General features: G+C 69.3%; 21 protein-coding genes. 10 read left to right on the top strand and 11 right to left on the bottom strand.

All coding sequences use genetic code 11. The features are described 5' to 3' along the window. Positions 1 to 110 precede the first annotated feature (110 nt). Entirely contained in the window at positions 111 to 437 is a 327-nt protein-coding gene (locus tag AC3WON_RS28405; protein WP_010811186.1) for a hypothetical protein, read from the bottom strand. 45 nt (positions 438 to 482) lie between these two features. Beyond that, positions 483 to 719 (bottom strand): hypothetical protein, encoded by a 237-nt coding sequence (locus tag AC3WON_RS28400; protein ID WP_010811185.1) that lies wholly within the window; start codon positions 717 to 719, stop codon positions 483 to 485. 245 nt (positions 720 to 964) lie between these two features. Here AC3WON_RS28400 and AC3WON_RS28395 point away from each other — a divergent pair, with 245 nt between their 5' ends. The 4 genes from AC3WON_RS28395 (at position 965) to AC3WON_RS28380 (ending at position 5,336) form a co-directional block, all read left to right on the top strand. Beyond that, a complete protein-coding gene (locus AC3WON_RS28395) occupies positions 965 to 3,259 on the top strand; it encodes a patatin-like phospholipase family protein (RefSeq protein WP_492353238.1) in 2,295 nt (764 codons plus the stop codon). A gap of 245 nt (positions 3,260 to 3,504) precedes the next feature. Next, positions 3,505 to 3,939: a YeeE/YedE family protein gene (locus AC3WON_RS28390; protein ID WP_035819085.1), complete on the top strand. Its 435-nt coding sequence runs from the start codon at positions 3,505 to 3,507 to the stop codon at positions 3,937 to 3,939. A 3-nt stretch (positions 3,940 to 3,942) separates the two neighbouring features. Continuing rightward, a complete protein-coding gene (locus tag AC3WON_RS28385; protein ID WP_492319406.1) occupies positions 3,943 to 4,359 on the top strand; it encodes a DUF6691 family protein in 417 nt (138 codons plus the stop codon). Between the two features lie 128 nt (positions 4,360 to 4,487). After that, complete coding sequence (locus AC3WON_RS28380; RefSeq protein WP_013954068.1) at positions 4,488 to 5,336, top strand: IclR family transcriptional regulator domain-containing protein; 849 nt, start codon at positions 4,488 to 4,490, stop codon at positions 5,334 to 5,336. Positions 5,337 to 5,413: 77 nt separating this feature from the next. Here the strand turns inward: AC3WON_RS28380 and AC3WON_RS28375 are convergent, their stop codons facing one another. After that, positions 5,414 to 6,187 carry a flagellar brake protein gene (locus AC3WON_RS28375; protein ID WP_492319405.1) on the bottom strand — a complete coding sequence of 258 codons (774 nt, stop codon included), beginning with the start codon at positions 6,185 to 6,187 and terminating at the stop codon, positions 5,414 to 5,416. 159 nt (positions 6,188 to 6,346) lie between these two features. Further along, positions 6,347 to 7,231, bottom strand: a complete 885-nt coding sequence (locus AC3WON_RS28370; protein WP_492319404.1) for a LysR substrate-binding domain-containing protein — start codon at positions 7,229 to 7,231, stop codon at positions 6,347 to 6,349. 132 nt (positions 7,232 to 7,363) lie between these two features. Between AC3WON_RS28370 and AC3WON_RS28365 the strand changes: the two genes are divergently transcribed. After that, on the top strand, positions 7,364 to 7,987 hold the full coding sequence (locus AC3WON_RS28365) for a LysE family transporter (protein WP_492319403.1): 624 nt from the start codon (positions 7,364 to 7,366) through the stop codon (positions 7,985 to 7,987). Here the strand turns inward: AC3WON_RS28365 and thpR are convergent. Genes thpR through AC3WON_RS28350 form a run of 3 tightly spaced genes read right to left on the bottom strand, consistent with a single transcriptional unit; the run spans position 7,971 to position 10,538 of the window. Continuing rightward, entirely contained in the window at positions 7,971 to 8,540 is a 570-nt protein-coding gene (gene thpR / locus AC3WON_RS28360; RefSeq protein ID WP_492319402.1) for an RNA 2',3'-cyclic phosphodiesterase, read from the bottom strand. The two genes, AC3WON_RS28365 and thpR, sit on opposite strands and share 17 nt — an antisense overlap. Positions 8,541 to 8,559: 19 nt before the next feature. Then, positions 8,560 to 9,060 carry a methylated-DNA--[protein]-cysteine S-methyltransferase gene (locus AC3WON_RS28355; protein WP_492319401.1) on the bottom strand — a complete coding sequence of 167 codons (501 nt, stop codon included), beginning with the start codon at positions 9,058 to 9,060 and terminating at the stop codon, positions 8,560 to 8,562. Continuing rightward, positions 9,057 to 10,538, bottom strand: coding sequence for an AlkA N-terminal domain-containing protein (locus AC3WON_RS28350; RefSeq protein ID WP_492353237.1), 1,482 nt, complete (start codon positions 10,536 to 10,538; stop codon positions 9,057 to 9,059). Before AC3WON_RS28350 ends, AC3WON_RS28355 begins: the two co-directional genes overlap by 4 nt. Before the next feature lie 163 nt (positions 10,539 to 10,701). On the opposite strand from AC3WON_RS28350, the gene AC3WON_RS28345 reads away from it, so the two are divergent. Together AC3WON_RS28345 and AC3WON_RS28340 are read left to right on the top strand one after the other, a co-directional pair. After that, positions 10,702 to 13,548 carry a M16 family metallopeptidase gene (locus AC3WON_RS28345; RefSeq protein ID WP_492319399.1) on the top strand — a complete coding sequence of 949 codons (2,847 nt, stop codon included), beginning with the start codon at positions 10,702 to 10,704 and terminating at the stop codon, positions 13,546 to 13,548. A gap of 171 nt (positions 13,549 to 13,719) precedes the next feature. Next, positions 13,720 to 14,094, top strand: a complete 375-nt coding sequence (locus tag AC3WON_RS28340; RefSeq protein ID WP_010811174.1) for a hypothetical protein — start codon at positions 13,720 to 13,722, stop codon at positions 14,092 to 14,094. Positions 14,095 to 14,195: 101 nt separating this feature from the next. On the opposite strand, the gene AC3WON_RS28335 is transcribed toward AC3WON_RS28340, so the two are convergent. From AC3WON_RS28335 to AC3WON_RS28325, 3 genes are all read right to left on the bottom strand, one after another. Beyond that, the gene (locus AC3WON_RS28335; protein WP_492319398.1) at positions 14,196 to 14,771 is read right to left on the bottom strand and encodes a hypothetical protein; all 576 of its coding nucleotides are present in this window, start codon (positions 14,769 to 14,771) and stop codon (positions 14,196 to 14,198) included. Positions 14,772 to 14,803: 32 nt separating this feature from the next. Then, positions 14,804 to 15,961 (bottom strand): acyl-CoA dehydrogenase family protein, encoded by a 1,158-nt coding sequence (locus AC3WON_RS28330; RefSeq protein ID WP_010811172.1) that lies wholly within the window; start codon positions 15,959 to 15,961, stop codon positions 14,804 to 14,806. Positions 15,962 to 16,084: 123 nt separating this feature from the next. Next, on the bottom strand, positions 16,085 to 17,863 hold the full coding sequence (locus AC3WON_RS28325; protein ID WP_492353236.1) for an OPT/YSL family transporter: 1,779 nt from the start codon (positions 17,861 to 17,863) through the stop codon (positions 16,085 to 16,087). Positions 17,864 to 18,057: 194 nt separating this feature from the next. Between AC3WON_RS28325 and AC3WON_RS28320 the strand changes: the two genes are divergently transcribed. From AC3WON_RS28320 to AC3WON_RS28310, 3 genes are read left to right on the top strand one after another with little or no spacing between them, the layout of a single operon-like run. Beyond that, entirely contained in the window at positions 18,058 to 19,740 is a 1,683-nt protein-coding gene (locus AC3WON_RS28320) for an FAD-dependent oxidoreductase (RefSeq protein ID WP_492353235.1), read from the top strand. Then, on the top strand, positions 19,730 to 19,909 hold the full coding sequence (locus tag AC3WON_RS28315) for a hypothetical protein (protein ID WP_010811169.1): 180 nt from the start codon (positions 19,730 to 19,732) through the stop codon (positions 19,907 to 19,909). The genes AC3WON_RS28320 and AC3WON_RS28315 overlap by 11 nt, the downstream gene beginning before the upstream one ends. A gap of 44 nt (positions 19,910 to 19,953) precedes the next feature. After that, positions 19,954 to 20,424 carry a MarR family winged helix-turn-helix transcriptional regulator gene (locus AC3WON_RS28310; RefSeq protein WP_454750611.1) on the top strand — a complete coding sequence of 157 codons (471 nt, stop codon included), beginning with the start codon at positions 19,954 to 19,956 and terminating at the stop codon, positions 20,422 to 20,424. Between the two features lie 4 nt (positions 20,425 to 20,428). On the opposite strand, the gene AC3WON_RS28305 is transcribed toward AC3WON_RS28310, so the two are convergent. After that, positions 20,429 to 20,884: a YccF domain-containing protein gene (locus tag AC3WON_RS28305; protein ID WP_492353234.1), complete on the bottom strand. Its 456-nt coding sequence runs from the start codon at positions 20,882 to 20,884 to the stop codon at positions 20,429 to 20,431. Positions 20,885 to 21,244: the final 360 nt, after the last annotated feature.

The raw sequence follows: 21,244 nt of genomic DNA, 5'->3' as shown, positions 1-21,244 counted from the left end.
GTGGGGGGGCACGGCGGGGGACGCTTGGGACACTGACAGTTTGCGAACAGGCGCATTGGCGGATCAACCGCCAGTATATTCCCGCCGGCCCCGGCCTGCCGCCGGACCCCTCAGTGGCTGAGCAGCCCCTCGCCGACCGGGATCACCAGCGCCGTGCCCGCCAGGCAGGCGATGTCGTCCTCGGCAAGCCGGCGCGACACCACGCTGGCCAGCCTGGCGCCGATGCGGGCAAGTTCGGCGGCGTCGGCCAGGTAGACGGCGTCGATCACGCTCTGGTCGAACTGCAGGGCCGCGCTCAGGCGGCAGCGTCCGGGCGAGCCGGCCGGCTCGGCCTGCCAGCTGACCTGCACCTGATTGCCGTCGCTGCGGTGGTATTCGGCCGACATCGGAAACAGCCGGCAGGTATGCTCGCGGGCCCACTCGACCAGGGCAGTCATGGCGATTCCCCTTTGGCGGGACAGCGCGTCCGCCGGTACGCCGCGTCAGCGGCTCAGTACATGGTAGAGCCAGTCGTGCGCGCGTGCCGGCACGCCCAGCGCGCTGGCATCGATGCGCCGCCCCTGCACCCGCAGTGTGCCTTCGTGCAGGGCATCCACCGCTGCCTGGGCATCCGGGAACCTCCCCATCACGCCATTGCCCAGCATCAGCATCCAGTCCTTCTCGCGGGGAATGAGCGTGAGCTGTCCCGCGGCGGTCTGGCAAAAGAAATAACCGTACATGCACCCCCCAAGCACCTTGCCTGTATCCATCCTAGTGCAGGGCACCGCGGGGTCGCGTGCCGATCTGCACGCTTCCGAACGGCGTGATGAATTGTTTTTGCACGGCCGCGAGTGGGCGGCCTGCATGCAGCATTTTGCCCGAAGATAGCCAGACCTCCCCGCCCGGGGGCCGCCCACTCGCGGCCGGGCGGGGCCACTGCCGCCCGCTGCGGCCGACAGCGAACCGATTGCGAACCCACGGTGCCATGAAGGCAGCCCCATTCCATTGCTTGCGCAAACTGCTCGTACCGGCGGCCCCGGCACTGGCTGCGGGCGCGGTCCTGGCCGCTGAGCCGGCCTCCATGCCGGCGGCGCCGGCGATCGAGCCGCCCGCAAACCAGGTCGCGGCGGCCACGCCGCAGCGGGCCGCAGGCGCGCGCCCCCGCATTTGCCTGGTGCTCTCGGGCGGCGGCGCGCGCGGCGCGGCGCATATCGGCGTGCTCAAGGTGCTGGAGGCGATGCGCATCCCGGTCGACTGCATCGCAGGCACCAGCATGGGTTCGCTGGTGGGGGGCGCCTATGCCACCGGCATGGCGCCCGCCGAAATGGAGCGGCTGGTCGGCGGCCTGAGCACCGACAAGATCTTCAAGGAGCGCCCGCCGCGCCAGGACCTGACCATCCGGCGCAAGCAGGACGATTTCACCAACCTGTTCACGCCCGAGATCGGAGTGCAGGCCAGCGGCCTCTTGCTGCCCAAGGGCGCGGTCTCGGGCGTGCAGCTGGAGACCGTGCTGCGCCAGCTGGCCAAGGTGCCCGGCTACCGGGACTTCGACCAGTTTCCGATTCCCTACCGCGCTGTCGCCACGGACCTGGTGGCAGGCACGCCGGTGGTGTTCAGCCAGGGCGAGCTGGCCAACGTGATGCGCGCCAGCATGTCGGTGCCGGGCGCGGTGGCGCCGGCCGAGTACGAGGGCCGGCTGCTGGTCGACGGCGGCCTGACCGACAACCTGCCGGTCGACGTGGCGCGCAGGATGGGCGCCGATATCGTGATCGCGGTGAACCTGGGCACGCCGCTGATGAAGCGTGAGGAACTGACCTCGATCATCGGCGTGACCGGCCAGATGCTCAATATCCTGACCGAGCAGAACGTGCGTGCATCGCTGGCCTCGCTGCGGCCCACCGACGTGCTGATCGAGCCGGCGCTGGGCGATTTTTCCGCGACCGACTTCGACCACCTGCCGGCAACCATCCCCATCGGCGAGGCTGCCGCGCGCAAGGTCGCCGACCGCCTCGCGCCGCTGGCGCTGCCGCCGGCGCAATATGCACAACTGCGCGCCAGACAACAGGCGGTGCAGCCGCCTGACACCCGCCCGGTCGATGAGATCAGGCTGGCGCCGCTGCAGCGCGTCAACCCGGACTACGCCACCGCAGTGATGGAAACCAAGCCCGGGCAGCCGGTCGACCAGGCCACGCTGGACCAGGACATGCGCCGCCTGTTCGGCACCGGCGACTTCGAGCACGTCAACTACGGCATCCTGGAGGAGCCCGGCAAGCGCGTGCTGGCGGTCAATGCGGTGGAGAAATCCTACGGTCCCGACTACCTGCGCTTCGGGCTCGGGCTGAGTTCGGATTTCCGCGGCGATGCCTACTTCAACCTGGTGGGCAGCTACCGGCGCACCTGGCTCAATGCGCTTGGCGCCGAATGGCGCACCGATGCGCAGGTGGGCCAGACCTCGTCGCTGATCAGTGAGTTCTACCAGCCGCTGGATACGCGCCAGTACTTCTTTATCGCGCCGCGCATCGAGCTGGAGCGGCGCCCGGTCAATGTTTTCCAGGGCAGCACGCGCATCGCCACCTACGACCTGCGCCGCTTCGACATCGCGCTGGACGCCGGCAGCCAGTTCACCAAGTACGGCGAGCTGCGCGTGGGCGTGCAGACCGGCACGGAGCACGCCACCCTGAGCACCGGCCCCGAGTCGCTGTCGCCAGGCCCGGGCAATATCCGGCGCGGCGCCATCACCGGGCGGCTCTTGTTCGACCAGCTCGACAGCGTCGACTTCCCGCGCTTCGGCTATGCGGCCCGGCTGCACATCTACGGCTCGCAGCCGGGGCTGGGTGCCGACCAGGCTTATGTCAAGGCGCAGGCGGATGGCATCTATGCCCACTCGTTCGGCGACAACACGGTCTCGCTGGCCTTCAAGGTCGGCAGCAATATCGGCGGCAAGCCGCTGCCGCGCTATGACCTGTTCCAGTGGGGCGGCTTCCTGCAGCAATCCGGTTATGCCACCGGGCAGCTGCTGGGCGGCAACCTGCAGTTTGCGCGGCTGGTCTACTACAACAAGCTGGCGCGACAGACCCTGCTGCAAGGCGTGTACGCAGGCTTTTCGCTGGAGGCGGGCCGCATGGGCGACCCGCTGGTGCCGGGGAGCCCGACCGGGCTGCTCAAATCGGGCTCGGTCTTCCTGGCGCTGGACAGTCCGCTGGGCCCGCTTTACCTGGCCTATGGGCGCGCCGCCGCAGGCACATACAGCTTTTACCTGTTCCTGGGCAAACCCTTCTGAGCCGGCCAGCATAAGCACCCACCAAATGTGAGCCTGCCGCACCCTACCAAAGTTGTATGTAATGTCTTAATTCAAATGTCTATACTTTTTACGTCACCAAGACCCCTCTTGAATGACGACCTTCCCCGGTCGCCGCTCCCCAGCGGCGACTTTTTTTTGGGCGCCCGCCTGGCATGCGGCGCCTATAATCCGGGCCTCGGGCTGCACTTGCGGCCGCACTGCGTCCCTTTCGCGCGCCTCCTCCCATGCAGATTGATTTCACCCATTTCACGCCGTGGCTGTCGCTGGCCGGCGGGCTGGTCATCGGCCTCGCGGCGGCGCTGATGATCCTGGGTCTGGGCCGCATTGCCGGCATCAGCGGCATTGTCGGCGGCCTGCTGAAGCTGCCGCACGGCGACAGCGCGTGGCGCGCCGCCTTTGTGATCGGGCTGTTGCTGGCGCCATGGCTGGCGGGCGCGTTCGATGCCATGCCCGCGGCGCAAATCGATGCCGGCTGGGGTGAGGTGCTGGCGGCGGGGCTGCTGGTAGGCATCGGCACGCGCTACGCCGGCGGCTGCACCAGCGGGCACGGCGTGTGCGGCCTGTCGCGGGGCTCGGTGCGCTCGCTGGCCGCCACGCTGACCTTCATGGCGGCGGGCTTCCTGACGGTGCTGGTGCAGCGCCATTGGCTGGGAGGCTGACCGATGGGCATGCTCTTCTCATTGCTGGCCGGGCTGGTGTTCGGCATCGGCCTGATCCTGTCCGGCATGGCCAACCCGGCCAAGGTGCTGGGTTTTCTCGACCTGGCCGGCGCCTGGGACCCGTCGCTCGCCTTTGTCATGGCCGGCGCGATCCTGGTGGGGGTGGTGGCCTTCGCACTGGCGCGCCGGCGCCAGCGCTCCTGGCTGGGGCTGCCGATGCAGTGGCCGGCGCTGGCCGCGGTCACGCCGCGGCTGGTGCTGGGCAGCGCGGCGTTCGGCGTGGGCTGGGGCCTCGCGGGCTTCTGCCCGGGCCCGGCGCTGGTGGCGCTGGGTGCCGGCTATGCCAAGGCCTGGGGCTTTGTCGGCGCCATGCTGGCTGGGATGGCGCTCTACGAGATCGCGGAGCGACGCGGGCGTTGATGCCGTGCAGCATCCGGCCCGCGTGCCATGCGGGCGATGCGCGAATGCAGCAAAGGCTGGCCCCTGGCGGCCAGCCGGTTTAAGATTGCGCGATTATCGGACAACAAGCCCAGACAACACACCTCCCAATGGATGTCCTCCGCCCCCTCGGTCTTGGCCATGCACAGGCCGACACCGTCCGCGTTGCCCGGCCCCAGGCCGACCTGCTCGCCAGTTTTGCCGGCGATCCCAACTTCATGCTGTCGCTGGCGCGCGGGCTGACCGTGCTGGAGGCGTTCTCGGAACGCAAGCGCCCGCTGACGATCTCGCAGGTGGCGCAGCGCACGCAGTTGTCGCGCGCCTCGGTGCGGCGCTGCCTCTATACGCTGGAACAGCTCGGCTACGTCAGCCAGCAGGACGGGCAGTTCGCGCTGCGGCCGCGCGTGCTGCACCTGGGCCACGCGTATTTCTCGTCGACCTCGCTGGTGTCTCTGGCGCAGCCGATCCTGGACAACCTGAGCGCGCGCATCCACGAGACCTGCACGCTGGCGATCCTGGACGGCACCGACATCCTGTACCTGGTGCGCTCCGAAGTGCAGCGGGTGCTGAACTATTCGCTAGGCATGGGCAGCCGCCTGCCAGCCTACTGCACCTCCAACGGCCGGCTGCTGCTGGCGCACCAGCCCGCCACAGTGCTGGACGGCTTCTTCGAGCATGCCGAGCTGCGCCCGCGCACGCTGCAGACCAAGGTCTCGCGCCAGGAGCTGGAAGCGTGCTTCGAGCGCGCCCGCGAAGTGGACTACGTGATCGTCGATGAAGAGCTGGAACCGGGCCTGCGCGCGATGGCGGTGCCGGTGCGCTCGGCCTCGGGCATCGTGCTGGCGGGGCTGAGCGTGAGCGTGCGCGCCGCGCGTGTCTCTGAAGCAGAGATGATCTCGCGGCTGCTGCCGCCGATACGCGAAGCCGCGGCGGCAATCGGCCGACTGATCGGCTCCTGATTGCCGCTGACTACCCGGGCAGCCGCACGGGATTGAGGTAATCCGGGCCCGGGTTGCGCGGCCTCGGCACCGGTGCTTCAGCCCCGGTGCGCCAGTTCCAGCGCAAATACCAGCCGCTGCAGGAAGTTCTCCATGCGCCCGTCCGGATGGATGAAGGCGCAGCCGAAATGGTGGATGGCGCTGTCGTCATGGCCCACCAGCCAGTGGCCAACCACCTGCAGGTCCAGCTCAAGCTTGCCCAGCTCGCGGAAGTCCAGCCGGCACTTGCCGACCGTGGTGCCGACCGGCAGGTGCTCTGCCGAGACCGTCTTCGAGCGCAGACCCACGCCCGACAGCGACAGGTCGGCGATATCGAGCCCCAGCACGGTCTTGTCCGACATGTGGATCTCGCAGCGGTAGCCTCTCGTCACCAGCGTGCGCGCGCGGAAATGGCGGCGGCGCTGGAAGTGGTAGAGCTTCTCGGGGAATTCGACGACGAAGGCGGGGCCTTCCTCATAGCGCGTGGCGCCCGGCCGGCCCACTACGAAGTTGACCGGCACGCCGCGCAACAGCCCCGAGAACGCATTTTCATCCGAGGTCATCAGCGACATCCGTTCGGGTTCCGCATTGCACCAGTCGAACACGAAGGTGCGGTCGACCGGGTCGACGTGCAGGACCGACGTGACGAACTGGTGCCCGGTGCGGGTGCGCACGCTCAGCATGCACTTCTGCCAGGACAGGTCGCGCAGCACGGTGCCGATCTGCGAGTTGTGCGTCAGGCGATAACGGTCATCCGCCGGCTCAATGTCGGATTCGGCGCCGTTATCGGCTGGCCCGGAGGCATCGTGCTGATTCATGGATTCACGCAACATCTGGAGTGGCTGGGATCGCCGGTTACGGGGGCTTCGGCCTGCCGGCCGCGCGCATGTTAAGCGCGTGTCCCGATGCCCGGCAAGACGCATGCTCTCACTTCGGCAGATCTGTGGCAGAACTTGAGCACAGACTTCCGGGGGGTAGCGCGCACGCCGCTTTCAGGCGTCCGGTGGCGGCGCCGCAAGCGTTGCCTGCGCCTCTTCGCGCAACCACGCCAGCAGCACCAGCCGGCGCGTGTCGTGTTCAAACGGCGCGGGCGACAACAAATGATAGGCCGATCCGTCGGCAACAAAGCCGAACGGCGCGGCCAGCCGGCCATCGGCGATCTCGTCCGCGGCCATCAGCTGCGAGGCCATGGCCCAGCCCAGCCCTGCGGCGGCGGCCTGCAGACTGAGGTAGAAATGTTCGTACCAGGCGTCGCCGTCGCACTGCACGACGGGGGCGGCATCGTCGCGCACCGCCTGCCAGCGCTGCCATGCCTCGGGCCGCGTGCGCGTATGCAGCCGCGCCGGGACCGTGGCTGCCCCCTGCGCAAGCTGCGGCCGGCACACCGGCCCCACCCGTTCCTGCGCCACCTCGCGTGCATGCCAGCGCGCATCGAAGGCAAAGTCATTGCGCCGCAGTGCCAGGTCGGCGCCGCTGCGGGTGAAGTCGATCGGCCCGCCTGCTGCCATCAGGTGCAGCGGGATATCGGGATGGCGCGCGGCAAAGCGCGGCAGCCGCGGGATCAGCCAGCGCATGGCGATGGTCGGCTCGCATGACAGCACCAGCGCTCGCCCCGGCGGTTGCGTGCGGATGCGCGCGGCGGCGCCGGCCAGCACCTCCATCGATTGCGTCGACGCCGCGAACAGCGTGCGCCCCGCCTCGGTCAGGAAGACCCCGCGGTTGCGCCGCTCGAACAGCGCCACGCCCAGCGTGTCCTCCAGCTGGCGGATCTGCCGGCTGACCGCGCCATGGGTCAGGTGCAGTTCCTCCGCCGCCCGGACAAAGCTCTCGTGGCGCGCCGCGGCCTCGAAGAATCGGATCCAGCCCAGCCAGTGCATCAGTCAGTTTTTCTCACGTAATTGCGCGAGTATATATCGGTTGTGGCGGCGCTTTCCGGCACGCAGAATTGGGTACGCCCGGATCTCCCGATGTGGCGATTTCCGGATAACTGTAACTTAACCTCACAGAAAATGCCCCCAATCGCCGAATCCCTGGCGGTCGCCGCCGTGACCGTGCTGGCCGTTGTCAGTCCGGGCCCGGACTTCGCCATGGTCACCCGCAACAGCTACCTGTACGGCCGCCGCGCCGGCCTGCTCAGCGCCCTCGGGATCGCGCTGGGGGTGCAGGTGCATGTGCTCTATACGATATTCGGGGTGGGGCTGCTGATGGCCCATGCGCACAACGTGCTGACGGTGGTGAAGATGCTGGGCGCGGCCTATCTGGTTTGGATCGGAATCCAGACGCTGCGCAACCGCGAGGCCCTGGCAGTAGACCTGCAAGGTGCGCGCACGCTGCCGCCGTGGGCGGCGCTGCGCATGGGCTTCCTGACCAATGCGCTGAACCCGAAGACCACGCTGTTCGTGGTCAGCACCTACACCCAGGTGGTCGATGTGCACACGCCGGTGCCGGTGCAATGGGCTTATGGCGGATTCATGTCGGTGGCGCACCTGGCGTGGTTCAGCCTGGTGGCGTGCGTGTTCACCGCGCCGGCACTGCGCGCGGCGATGCTGCGGCGCCAGCGGCTGCTGGACCGCACCATCGGCTCGGCCTTGTGCGGGCTGGGCGTAACGCTGGGACTCAGCAACCTGGCGTAGTGCCGGCCTGCGTCAGTGGCCAGGCCTGGCGCACGAGATGCTGGGGGCCTTGCGGGCCGAGCCGGCTTTCGAACAGCACCAGCCGCTGCACCTGCCAGGGCTCGCTGGCCAGGCTACGGTGCGTATCGAGCCACGCGCGCAGCACGCTTTCGGGCACGGACGGCTTGCAGCGCGCCAGCGTCAGGTGCGGATGGAAGCGCCGCCGCTCCGGGGTAATGCCCGCGGCCCCGGCCAGCGCCTGCCCGACGTCGGCATGCAGGGCGCGCAGCGCGTCCAGGCCGGGACCTGGCGCCAGGCCCGCCCACAGCACCGAACCCTGGCCGCTGCGAAAGCGCCCGGTACCGGCTGCCTGAAGCAGGAAGGCAGGTGCGCGGATGCTGTCGAGCGCGGCCTCCAGCGCTGCGCCAGGCACGTTGCACTCACCCAGGAAGTGCAGGGTCAGGTGGACTTGCTCTGGCGCTGCCGGCCGCACACCGTGCGCGGGCGGCAGGATCGACAGCAGCCATGCCGCCAGCGCGGGCGGGACTTCCACGGCAATGAACAGGCGCGGCATGGCAGCGCAGCCGGCGCCATCAGCCGGGCGAGGTGCCGATGCCTTCGCGCTGCAGCAAGGCGCGCTTGCGCTCGATGCCGCCGGCGTAGCCGGTCAGCGCGCCGGCACTGCCCAGCACGCGATGGCAGGGCACGATCACCGACAGCGGGTTGCGTCCCACCGCGCCGCCGACTGCGCGCGCATGCGTGGGCGGCAGGCCCAGGGTGCGGGCCAGTTCGCCGTACGACGCGGTCTCGCCGCAGGGGATGGCCAGCAGCGCCTCCCACACGCGCTGCTGGAACGGGCTGCCGGCAAAGCGCACCGGCACGGTGAAGGTATCGCGGCGGCCGGCGAAATATTCGGCCAGTTCCGACGCGGCGCGGTCGAGCACCGCGGCGTCGGCCGGCGGCACGTCGCGGCTGTCGGCAATGCCTGCGGGATGGTATTTCTGCCCGGCGAAGAAAAGGCCAGTCAGGTGTGCGCCTTGCGCGCGCAGCAGGATGGTCCCGAGCGGGCTGTCGATATGGCGATAGCTGGTCATGTGATCGTCTCCGGTTCGGCCGCGGCACTGGCCGCATCCTTCATCGCTTCATAGCGATGCCACAGGTGGATGGCGGCGTAGGCACGCCACGGCGCCCATTGCGCGGTGCGCTCGTGCATCGCGCGCACGGTACTGACGCCCAGCACCTTGCGCAGCGCATAGTCGGTGCCGGGGAACGCATCGGGCCAGCCCAGCGCGCGCATGGCGACATACTGCGCGGTCCAGTCGCCGATGCCGCCGACCTCGCGCAGCGCCGCCACGGTCTGCTCCGGCTGCGCGTGCGCATCGAGCGCCAGCGTGCCGCCGGCCACGCGCTGCGCCAGCGCCAGCAGCGTGCGCGCCTTGCCCGCCGACACCCCGGCATCGCGCAAGCCTTGCTCTGGCAGTGTGGCAATGGCGGCGGCACTCGGGAACGTGTAGCGCAGGCCGTCCGGGGGCGTGCCGTCCAGCGACTGCCCCGCGTGCCGCGCCAGCGCGCCCAGGATGCGCCGCGCCTGCACCACCGAGATCACCTGCCCCACCACCGCGCGCACCGCGATCTCGAAGCCATCGACGCTGCCCGGCAGGCGCACGCCCGGCATTGCCTCGGCAAGCTCGCCCAGGTGCCGGTCCACCACGTCCGGGCGGCAGCCCAGGTCGCACAGGCGGCGCACCTTGCCCAGCGCCTGCGGAATCACGCGCGCCAGCGAGGCCGACAACGTGACGCGTAGCACCAGCCGGCGCGGCACATGTTCGATCCGTACCCAGCCGGTATGCGTGCTGCCGCCGGCATCCACCAGCAGCGTGCGCATATAGGTGCCGTCCCGGATGGCCTCGATGCCATCCACCGCGCGGATAGCCAGGAAGCGCAGCCATGCGTCCCAGGCAAACGGCGGGCGGTAGCCCAGGTCGAACACCAGCCGGTCGGCCACGCCGTCGGCGGCGCGGCGGCGCAGCGCCCGCGGCGTCAGGCCGTAGCGGGTCTTCAGCACATCGTTGAAACGGCGCACACTGCCGAAGCCCGCCGCCAGCGCCACTTCGGTCACCGGCAGCGCGGTGTCGGCCAGCAAGCGCTTGGCCAGCAGCAGCCGCTGCGTCTGCGCGTACTCAAGCACCGACACGCCGAACTGCGCATCGAACAGGCGCCGCAGGTGCCGCTCGGTCACGCCGATGCGCGCTGCCAGCGTGGCCACGCTGCCTTCGGCCATGAAGCCCTCGTCGATCAGCGTGGCCGCGGCCTGCGCCAGCCGGCCTGAAATATCGGCCAGCCCGTGCCCGGGCGCCAGTTCCGGACGGCAGCGCAGGCAGGGGCGGAAGCCATGCTTCTCCGCCGCCGCAGCGCTCTCGTAGAAGGTGCAGTTTTCGCGCTTGGGCGTGCGCACTGCGCACACCGGCCGGCAGTACACGCCGGTCGACGACACGCCCACGAAGAAGCGTCCGTCGAAGCGGCGGTCGTGCGAGGCCACGGCCTTGTAGCAGGTATCGGGATCGAGGTGCATGACGGCATGCTACCGCTACCTGCAAGTGCTTACCCGCTGGATTCGGACATTTCCCTCTGGCGCGCGGGCGTGGGCTGCGGCACAGTTCCTGGCAGGGGCGGCGGCTAGAATGCGCTTCGTGCCTCACCCGCCAACCCACTGCCACCGCCCGCCCGGAGACGCCATGCGCCGCACTGCCCTGCACCTGTCCTTGCTCGCTTCGCTTGCCTGCGCGCCGGCGTTGGCGCAGCCGGTGCAGACCGCGCCCACGGCGACGCCTGCCACAGCCACGCAGGTGGCATCGGTCGAAGGCATCACCGAATACCGCCTGCCCAACGGCCTGCGCATCATACTGGCACCGGACGCGGCCAAGGCCACCACCACCGTCAACATCACCTACCTGGTCGGCAGCCGCCATGAGAACTATGGTGAGACCGGCATGGCCCACCTGCTCGAGCACCTGCTGTTCAAGGGCACGCCATCGCTGCCCGGCAAGGCCATCCCGACCGAGTTCGCCCGGCGCGGCATGAGCGTGAACGGCACCACCGCGCAGGACCGCACCAACTACTTCGGCACCTTCAGCGCCAACGATGAAAACCTTGACTGGGCGCTGCGCATGGAAGCCGACCGCATGGTCAACAGCGTGATCTCGCGTGCCGACCTGGACAGCGAGATGACGGTGGTGCGCAACGAGATGGAAATGGGCGAGAACAGCCCCGGGCGCATGCTGATGCAGCAGACCATGGCCGCCGCCTACCGCTGGCACAACTACGGCAAGGCTCCGATCGGCGCGCGCAGCGATGTCGAGCACGTCAGCATCGACGGCCTGCGCGCCTTCTATCGCCGCTACTACCAGCCCGACAACGCGGTGCTGGTGGTGGCCGGCAAGTTCGATCCCGCCGCCACGCTGGCACGCATCGAGCGCTACTTCGGGCCGATCCCGCGCCCGACGCGCGTGCTGCCGCCCGAGCATACCGTCGAGCCCGCACAGGAAGGCGCGCGCGAGCTGGTCGTGATGCGCCCCGGCGACAACAGCCTGGTCGCCGCCCAATACCACGTCAGCCCGGGTGCGCATCCGGACAGCACGGCACTCTCGCTGCTGACCCTCATCCTCGGCGATACGCCGGGCGGGCGGCTGTACAAGGCGCTGGTCGAGCGTGGCCAGGCCGTGTCGGTCGGCACCGCGCTCTATGCGATGAAGGACCCGGGCGCGCTGCTGCTCATGGTCGAGACGTCCAAAGACCAGCCGCTCGCGGCTGCGCGCGCCGGGCTGATCACGCAGGTCGAGGGCTTTGCCGAGGCGCCCGTGACCGAGGCCGAGCTGGAACGTGCGCGCGTGCGCATGCGCAACGCCTACGAGCACTACATGAACGATCCCGGCGCGCTCGGCGTGGCGCTGTCCGAGGCCATCGCCAAGGGCGACTGGCGCCTGTTCTTCCTGGCGCGCGACCGCATCGAGACCACCACGCTGGCAGACGTGCAGCGCGTAGCGCTGAACTACCTGCAAGCCTCGAACCGCACCGTGGGCGTGTTCCTTCCCGCCGAGCAGCCGTCGCGCGCGCAGGTGCCGCCGGCGCCCGATGTCACGGCCATGGTCAGCGGCTACCAGGGCAGGCAGGCAATGGCCGCGGTGGCGGCATTCGATCCCAGCCCCGCCAATATCGAGGCCCACACCACGCGCCAGACGCTGGCCAACGGCATGCAGCTGGCGCTGCTGCCCAAGCCCGCGCGCGGTGAAGTGGTGCACGGCGCGCTGGTGCTGCGCATGGGCGACGCGCAGAGCCTGCAGGGGCTGACCACGGTGGGCGCGCTGACCGCCTCCATGCTCCGGCGCGGCGCGGCTGGCATGGACCGCCAGCAGATCGCCGACCGCATCGAGGCGCTGCGCGCACGCGTCGGCATCTCTGGCAGCTCTGAGCGCGTGACCGTCAGCTTCGAGACGCGCCGCGCGCACTTGCCGGAACTGCTGGCCCTGCTGCGCGACCTGCTGCGCGCACCGACCTTCCCCGAGGCGGAGTTTGAGACGCTGCGCAAGACCAGCATCGCGGAGATCGAGAGCATCCGGCGTGAGCCGGGCGTGATGGCGTCCAACGCGCTGGGCCGCCATGGCGACCCCTACCCCGCGGGCGACCCGCGCCATGCGCGCACCTTTGCCGAGAACATCGCCGACCTGCAGGCCGCCACCCTGGCGCAGGTGCGCGACTTCCACGCGCGCTTCTATGGCGCGGGCCATGCGCAATTGAGCCTGGTGGGCGACTTCGATGCCGCGGCCGCGGCCGCGCAGGCAGCGCAGCTGTTCGGCGACTGGAGCGCGCAACGGCCCTACGCGCGCGTCGAGCGCCCCTTTGTGCCGATCCCGCCGGCGGAGTTCACGCTGCCCGCGCCGGGCAAGGCCAATGCCATCTACCTGGCCTCCACGCCGATCGACCTGACCAATGACGCGCCGGACTATGCGCTGATGATGATTGCCAACCGCGTGCTCGGCGGCGCCAGCCTGCGCGGCCGCCTGGCTGACCGGCTGCGGCAGCGGGAAGGCCTGAGCTATGGCGCGAGCAGCTGGGTGCAGGTGGGCGCGCTCGACCGCGCGGGACGCTTCGGCCTGCAGGCGCAATACGCACCGCAGAACCTGCCGCGCTTGCAACGCGCCGTGACCGAGGAGCTGGAGCGTTTCGTGCGCGACGGCATCACCGCGCAGGAACTGGCCGAGGCCGTCAGCGGCCTGCTGCAGCAGGGCATGGTCGGCCGCAGCAACGACGCCGCGCTGGCCGGCGCGCTGGCCAACCAGCTCTACCTGGGCCGCACCATGGCCTTCACCGCCGAACTCGAAGAGCGCCTGCGCAACGCCACGCCGGAAACCGTCAACGCGGCCATTCGGCGCTACATGCAGCCAGGCACGCTGTCGCGCGTCTATGCTGGCGACTTCAGCGGCGCACCGGCGCAACTGGGTCCAACCGGCAGCGGAAGTGGCTCCGGCGCGGCCGGCAGCACAGGCAACGAAGCGGCCGGCGCGGCACCGCAGGCGCAGCCCTGACATACGCGGGAAACAATATTCGGCTGCACTGGCAAGAGGCCGCAGGCGCGGCCAGCGCAACATCGCAGCGGCAAGGCAGGGAGCGGTCGGCAGGCGTCCGGTGCAAGCCCCTTGCCGCGACCCCGGGTTGACTGTATATTCGTACAGTATAAGTCGATATAAGAGGTGTGGATGTCAATCGTGCGAGCTGGCAGCAAGGCAGAAGCGCTCAGGCTTCTGGCCTCGGAAGGCGTGCTGGCGCTTGAGCTGGACTACGAGACAGGATGGCAGGATGCCGTCGAACTCGGCAGGCTCGGAGAAAAGCGCGGTATCAAGGTGCAGTATCGCGGACAAGAAAGCATCGCCGTCCGTTCCCGCGAAGCCCTGATCGAAGGGCTGGCCAAACCCAAGGCCACGTTCCGTCAACGCAATCTCTATTGCCAGTTCGATCTCGGCACGCTGGCGGACCATGAACTGCTCGACCTCGAGGCCAAGGCCACGCGGCTCGGGGACTATATCCTCGCCGGCCATCTGCTGCGCGATGTCGATGGCGTGTGGCCGCAATAAGCGGCTTGCGCGCACGCCGGGCCACTAGAAGAGAAAAAGCCGCCATGCAGGCGGCTTCCGTCATGTTGCGCTGAGCATGTTCTTCGTGCCCGGTACCCCGGTCAATGCCACACCCGCGTGGCGTTGGCCCAGCGCGCCGCGCACGACGACTGCGCTACGGCCGCGTCGATCGTTTCGTTGGCGGCCTCCGCCGCCGGCACCGCCGCGGCGGTATCCAGCGCCGCGCGCCACAGCACCGCCGACACCAGCGTCTTGCACTGCCGCCGTTCGCCATGCGCAAGCGCCAGCAGCCGCTCATAGCCGTCCAGCACGATCAGCCGGTCACCACGGCGCGGATGCAGCGACAGCGTGTAGAGGTGGTCAGACTCGCATTGCAGGCTGCCGCCGCTGACCGCGACCACGATTGCACCCGGCAACGCAATGCCGCTGGCCTGGACCTCGCCACGCAAGCGCGCCAGGTGCGCGTGCGCGCGTGGATCGCTGGTGCCGCCCACACCGCCCGCCATCTCAGCTGGCAGCGCGCTGAGCGCCATCAGCTCGGCCGGCGACACCGCCAGCGTATAGGCCTGCAGCGTGGGACGATAGGTCGCCACCACGGCGCGCAGCCGGTGCGGCGCATCGCCATCATGCCCTGCCTGCAGCGGGCTGTCCGGCCCGCGTAACTGCATCGTGTTCATGTCGACTCCTGCCGCGCCGGGCGGTTGCATGGTCAGTCGCGCAGCAGTTGCTTGGCGATGATCAACTGCTGGATCTGCGTGGTGCCTTCATACAGGCGCAGCAGGCGCACGTCGCGGTAGAAGCGCTCGGCCTTGTACTCGGCGATATAGCCGGCGCCGCCATGGATCTGCACCGCGCGGTCGGCCACGCGGCCCACCATCTCGGTACAGAACATCTTGGTGCACGAGGCCAGCATGCTGACCTCCGGATCGCTCTTGCCGGCGGGCTTGGCGTCGTAGCGCTGGGCGCAGTCGCGCACCATCGACAGGCCGGCGTAGAGCTCGGCCTGGCTGTCGGCCAGCATCGCCTGGATCAGCTGGAAGTCGCCGATGGGCTTGCCGAACTGCTTGCGCTCCCTGGCATAGGCCACAGCGTCGGTGATCAGGCGATGCGCCATGCCGCAGGCCAGCGCCGAGATATGCAGGCGGCCGCGGTCGAGCACCTTCATCGCGGTCTTGAAGCCCACCCCCGGCACGCCGCCGATGATATTGGCGGCCGGCACGCGCACGTTCTCAAGCACCACGTCGCAGGTCTTGGTGCCGCGCTGGCCCATCTTCTTGTCCGGCTTGCCCAGCGAGATGCCCGGGGTGTCGGCCGGCACGATGAAGGACGAGATGCCCGAAGCGCCCGCGCCGCCGGTGCGCGCCATCAGCGTGAAGGCGCCGGCGCGCGGCGCGTTGGTGATGAAGCGCTTGGTGCCGTTGATAACGTAGTGGTCGCCGTCGAGCTCGGCCTTGGTCTGCAGCGAAGCCGCATCGGAGCCGGCGTTCGGCTCGGTCAGCGCGAACGAGATGATCAGCTCGCCGCTGGCGATGCGCGGCAGGTATTGCTGCTTCTGTTCCTCGGTGCCATCCATCAGGATGCCCTGCGAGCCGATGCCGACGTTGGTGCCGAACACCGAGCGGAAGGCAAAGGCGGTATGGCCCAGGTCGTAGACCACATCGCATTCCTGCGACATCGACAGGCCGATGCCGCCGTAGTTCTCGGGGATGGAGATGCCGAACAGGCCCATCTCCTTCATGTCCGCGACGATCTCGGCGGGCACGTCGTCGGTTTCCTCCAGCGTGTCTTCGGCGGGCTTCAGGCGTTCGTCGATGAAGCGCTGCACCGAGGCGCGCAGCAGGGCAAAGGATTCTTGGTCAAGGGCCATGATGATTCTCCGGGTCAAGCCAGTGCGTCAGTCTGGCCGCCTATGGTACGCTGGTCGCGGGATTTGACAATCCACTGAAACTTGGACAGAAGCGTCAGTATAATTTGACAATCGCGGCCGGCCTCAACCCAATGTGGCGGATAACAGGCCCGCCACGCCGATGGCCAGCGCCGCCAGCGCATCGCCCGCGATCAGGCCGCCACCGACCAGCGATGCCGTGCTCATATCCTGCGGCAAACCCCGGGCCGTCCTTGCGGGCCTGGCCACGGCGGCGGCCACGCTCGCCGCCACGCCGCCGGCCGCCATCCACCCGGCCGCCGCCAGGTTGACGAAGCCACCGAAAGACGACGCATAGGGCGAGGGCAGGATCGCCGCATCGAGCAGGAAATCCGCCACCCGCCCGCGCCGGCTGGCTTGCGCGAAGCGCTGCCACGCCTGCCGGCCGAGGATGGCCTTGCGCAATACCGCGGTGGCCAGGCCGAGCGCCAGACCCGTTGCCACCGCAACATGCTGGCCGGTGCGGCTTTGCGCCAGCCCGTGCAGCACGCCCACGATCTTGTATGTCATGGCCGAGGTCCAGCGCGCGGGCTGCTGGTCGGCCGGCAGGCTGGTCTGGTCCAGCGCCAGCACCGGATAGGCATGCATGAACAGCCGTGCCATCGCCACCGCCACCAGCGCACCCACGACGATGCCCGCCACCTGGTAGCCGAACTGCACCATGCGGTCGCTGCCCAGGCGCCAGCCGGTGGAGCGGTCCTGCTGCATGTCGCTCGCCTCGGCCGTGGCCACCAGCAAGACCGTGGCGGCGATCAGCCCGACATGGGGCGCGCGCAGCCCGGCGGCGGCCATCAGGATCACGGACAGCACGAAGGCGGACGAGATCGGGTTCTGGTCGACCATGCCGACCGAGATGCCGTTGACCAGCGCAAACACCAGCGCCAGCAGCACCGCCATCAGCTGGAAGCCCAACGGCTGGCCGAACCAGGCCACGCCCGCCGCCACCGTGGCCGCGCCCCACAGCAGCGCCCAGGCCGCCACCCAGCCCATGCCCGGCCCGCGCCGCGGCGCAGGGTGGCGGCGCGCGCGCCACTGGCGGCACGCCTGTGCCAGCAGCAAGGCCACATCGACCGCAGCCGCCCCCATGATCATGCCCAGGGCCACCAGGAAGGTGGCCTTGCGATAGGGCTCGCCGGGCGCCATCCAGCCCGCGGCGACAAACCACGGGGTCATGGCCCAGCCGGCCAGCCCGCCCACCAGCGCGGCAATGCCCACGCGCGCGCCGACGATCATCCCGGCGCCGAAGGTCGCGGCCGACAGGTCCAGCGCCGCCAGCCACGGCATGCGCGCGGCGCCCAGGCCGCAACCCAGGCCCAGCGCCAGGCCGCCCCCGAGCCGCGCCACCGAACGCCGCAGCAGCGCCGGATCGGTCAGCGCGCGCAGGATATTGGCCACGGCCAGCCCCGACGGAAAGGTCAGCTGCATCCGGTCCACCAGCAATGGCGTGTACAGCATGCCCACACCCACCCCGAACATGCCGATGCACAGCATGTACAGCACCAGCTGCCACAACGGCGGCTGCGCCATGCCCAGCCACGCCATCGCCTGCAGCACCACGGCCATGCCGCCCATGCCCGCCACCGACGCCGCCGCGGTCTGGATGTAGTTGGCGCCGTGGCGCCCGGGCGCGCCATAGCCTGCAGTCACCACCGAGCCGAGGATGCCCGCCAGCACCTGCCCGCCGACAAAGAAGCCCAGCGAGAAATTCATATACGCGGCAGCGATGCCGCCCAGCGGACCCAGCACCAGCATGCCTGCCGCGCCCAGCAGCACGTGGTACTGCCAGCTGCCCGGCGCAGGCAGCCTGGTGGCGCGGGGTGCGGCATCGGTCGGGAGCGTGGGCATGGCGCAGCGGGTGGGCTGAAGTAGTGTGCCTCTTGCGAAGCATAGGCCAAGGACGGCCTGCGGCGATGTGCGACTTGTTCCCGACTTTCGCCGGATCGCCGTTTCCCGGCCGGGTTAACACTAGTTTCGTGCGCAACCATCTGGTCGATATAGTTGCGCACACAACTACATCGCAGAGACACTACGACCCCGCCATGCCAGACTCCACCGCACCCCACGCGGCCGTGCCGCCGGCACCGCCGCCCTCGTCATCGCGCCCATGGCCGCAGCACGTGCCGGTACTGATTGCCGGCGGCGGCCCGGTCGGCCTGACGCTGGCTGCGCTGCTGGCGCGCCAGGGCATAGCCGCGCTGGTGGTGGAAGCCGACGACGGCTACTGCGCCGGCAGCCGGGCCATCTGCATGGCGCGGCGTTCGCTGGAAATCCTCGGCTGGGTGGGCGCAGACCGCGCCACCGTCGAAACCGGCCTGCCGTGGGTGGGCGGGCGTAGCTACTACCGCGATGCCGAGGTGCTGCATTTCCGCATGCCCAGCGAACCCGGCGAGCGCTTCGCGCCGATGGTCAATATCCAGCAGTACTACCTGGAAGCCCTCGCCCACGACGCCGCGCTGCGCGGCGCTGCGCCAGCGGATGTGCGCTTCGGCGCGCGCGTGCAGGCGGTGCGCCAGCACGGCAGCGGCGTCGTGGCCGAGATCCAGACTGGCGCAGGCGTGGTGCAGGTCGACGCGCAATGGCTGGTGGCCTGCGACGGCGGGCGCAGCACCGTGCGCGAGCAACTGGGGCTGCGCATGGAAGGCACCCAGTACGAAGGCCGCTACGTGATCGTCGATATCGTGCAGAAGACGCGGCGCGAGGTGGAGCGGCTGGCCTGGTTCGACCCGCCTTCCAACCCCGGATCGACCATCCTGATGCACCGCCAGCCTGACGACGTCTGGCGCATCGACTACCAGATCCGCGACGACGAAGACCCTGACGAAGCCGTCAAGCCCGAGAACGTGCTGCCGCGCGTGCAGAGCCACCTCGACATGATCGGCGAGACCGAGCCGTGGCGGCCGCTGTGGATCTCCATCTACAACGCCAAGTGCCTGACCTTGCAGGACTACCGCCACGGCCGCGTGCTGTTTGCCGGCGACGCCGCGCACCTGGTGCCGATCTTTGGCGTGCGCGGGCTCAACTCCGGGCTGGACGATGCCGGCAACCTGGCCTGGAAGCTGGCGTGGGTGCTGCGCGGCCAGGCGCCCGACAGCCTGCTCGATTCCTATTCGGCCGAACGCGTGCATGCCACGCGGCAGAACATCGCCTACGGCGCCAAGAGCACCGAGTTCATGGCACCGCCCGACTTTGCCTTCCGGCTGATGCGCGAAGCCACGCTGCGGCTGGCGCAGCATGAGCCCGCGGTGCGGTCACTGATCAATCCGCGGCAGTCGGCACCGATTGCCTATACGGATTCGGCGCTGAACGGTCCCAGCGACTTTGGCGACGACTGTCCTGGCGCCGCGCCCGGCCTGCCCGCGCCGGAAATGCGCGTGGCAGGCCCCGACGAGGTCGTGCACCTCACGCAATGCTTCGGGCAACGGTTCACGTTGCTGTACTTCAGCGATGCGCCCTCGCTTCCCGAGCCACTGGCCGCATTCGAGAATGCGCATCCGGAGGCCGTGCAGACACACGTGGTGGTCACCGGCGGCAACGTGGCCGACGCCACGGCGCTGGCCGACGTCGCCGGCCAGGCCCACGCCCGCTACGGCGCACGATCCGGCACGCTCTACCTCATCCGCCCCGATGGCTATGTCCTGGCACGCTGGCGCGAACCGTCATGGGACGCCGTGCGCGCCACCCTCGCCCCCCTGATGCAAACCGGAGCCCGCCATGCAAGCTGAAGACCTCGACCTCGCCTACACCCGCCTGTGCGAGGCTATGGGCCGTGCCGGCGAAGCACGCTCCCCGCTGCTATTGGCAATGGTGTGCCTGGGCCTGATGAGCCGGCAGGAAGCGCTGGCGCCGGTGCTGGCGCTGATCGACGAAGCCGAGGCTCGCAGCCAGCAATAGGGAGTACAGGACGCTAGAATGCCGACGCCTGACAAGGACACGCCATGAAGCCACTGCCACGCCTCGACCAGTTCCTGACCTACCGCCTGCACCAGGTCAACAAGCTCAGCGACAAGGACAGCGCCGCCGCCTACCTGGAGCAATGCGGCCTGCCGCTCAGCGAGGGCCGCTGCCTGGCCGCGATCGGCGCCTTCGCGCCGCTGTCGGTCAACCAGCTGGCGCAGGGCGCCAACCTGACCAAGGGCCAGGCCAGCCGCTCGGCGCAGGCGCTGGTGGCGCGCGGGCTGGTCAGCAAGGAGGCGAGCGAGGCCGACGGGCGCGGCGTGGTGCTGTCACTGACCGCACAGGGCAAGCCGCTGTACCGGCAGGCGATCGCGATGATCGCCAGGCGCAATGCGGAGATCTTCGGCTGCCTGAGCGACGCCGAACAGGCGCTGCTGGGCAGCTTGCTCGACCGGCTGGTCGCGCACGCCGGCCAGCAGGACGAAGACGGCGCCGAAGACGCCGGCGCCTGATCCGTCAGCGGCGCAGGCTGTCCACCTGCATGCGTGCGCCATCGCGGCGCGCGGCGTCGGCCACTTCATTGGTGACCACGGTCTGGCCGATCGGCGCCAGCGCAATGCCGGCCAGCTTCAGGTGCTGGATCGCAAACGGAATGCCGATGATGGTCACGAAGTTGGCGACCGCCGCCATCACGTGGCCGATGGCCAGCCACACGCCGGCAAAGACAAACCACAGCACATTGCCGACCAGCCCCAGCGCGCCGGTGCCGACATCGTCGCGCCCGGTCAGCTCGCGCCGGCTGATGGCCTGCTTGCCGAACGGGAAGAAGGTGAAAGTCCCGATCACGAAGCAGGCCTTGCCCCAGGGGATCCCGATGATCGAGATAAAGGCCAGCAGCCCGGCCAGCCACCAGGCCAGGCCCATCACCACGCCGCCAAGGATGAACCAGAGGAAGTTGCCGATTGCGCGCATGCCGTTCTTTTGCGAGTGAGGAAGAGAACACGCATGATACGCAATGGTGTGATGCGGTCATGGCGCCGAGGGGGGCGCACCCGCAAAGCGTACCCGTTTCTGCGTGCCTTGCCGGAACCGGCGGAACGGTACTGCCGGCCCATCGGGAATCGCGTTCGACCCTTGTTTATAGGCATATTCCATTCTGCAAGGCCGGTCGCAAACCTCGCTGCCGCAGGCAAAGCGTACCCGTTTCTGCGTGCCTCCGCGCGTGCTGTCGCCTTCGGCAAGCCCGGCGCCGCAGCGCTAGAATGTGACGTCTGCCCGCTATCCGCGTGACGGACTCCGGGTGCATCCCACCCGCTGCCACCCCTCTCCGAC

The sequence above is a fragment of the Cupriavidus sp. FW305-46 genome (assembly GCF_058787075.1).
This window is presented reverse-complemented; position numbering and strand designations above follow the sequence as displayed.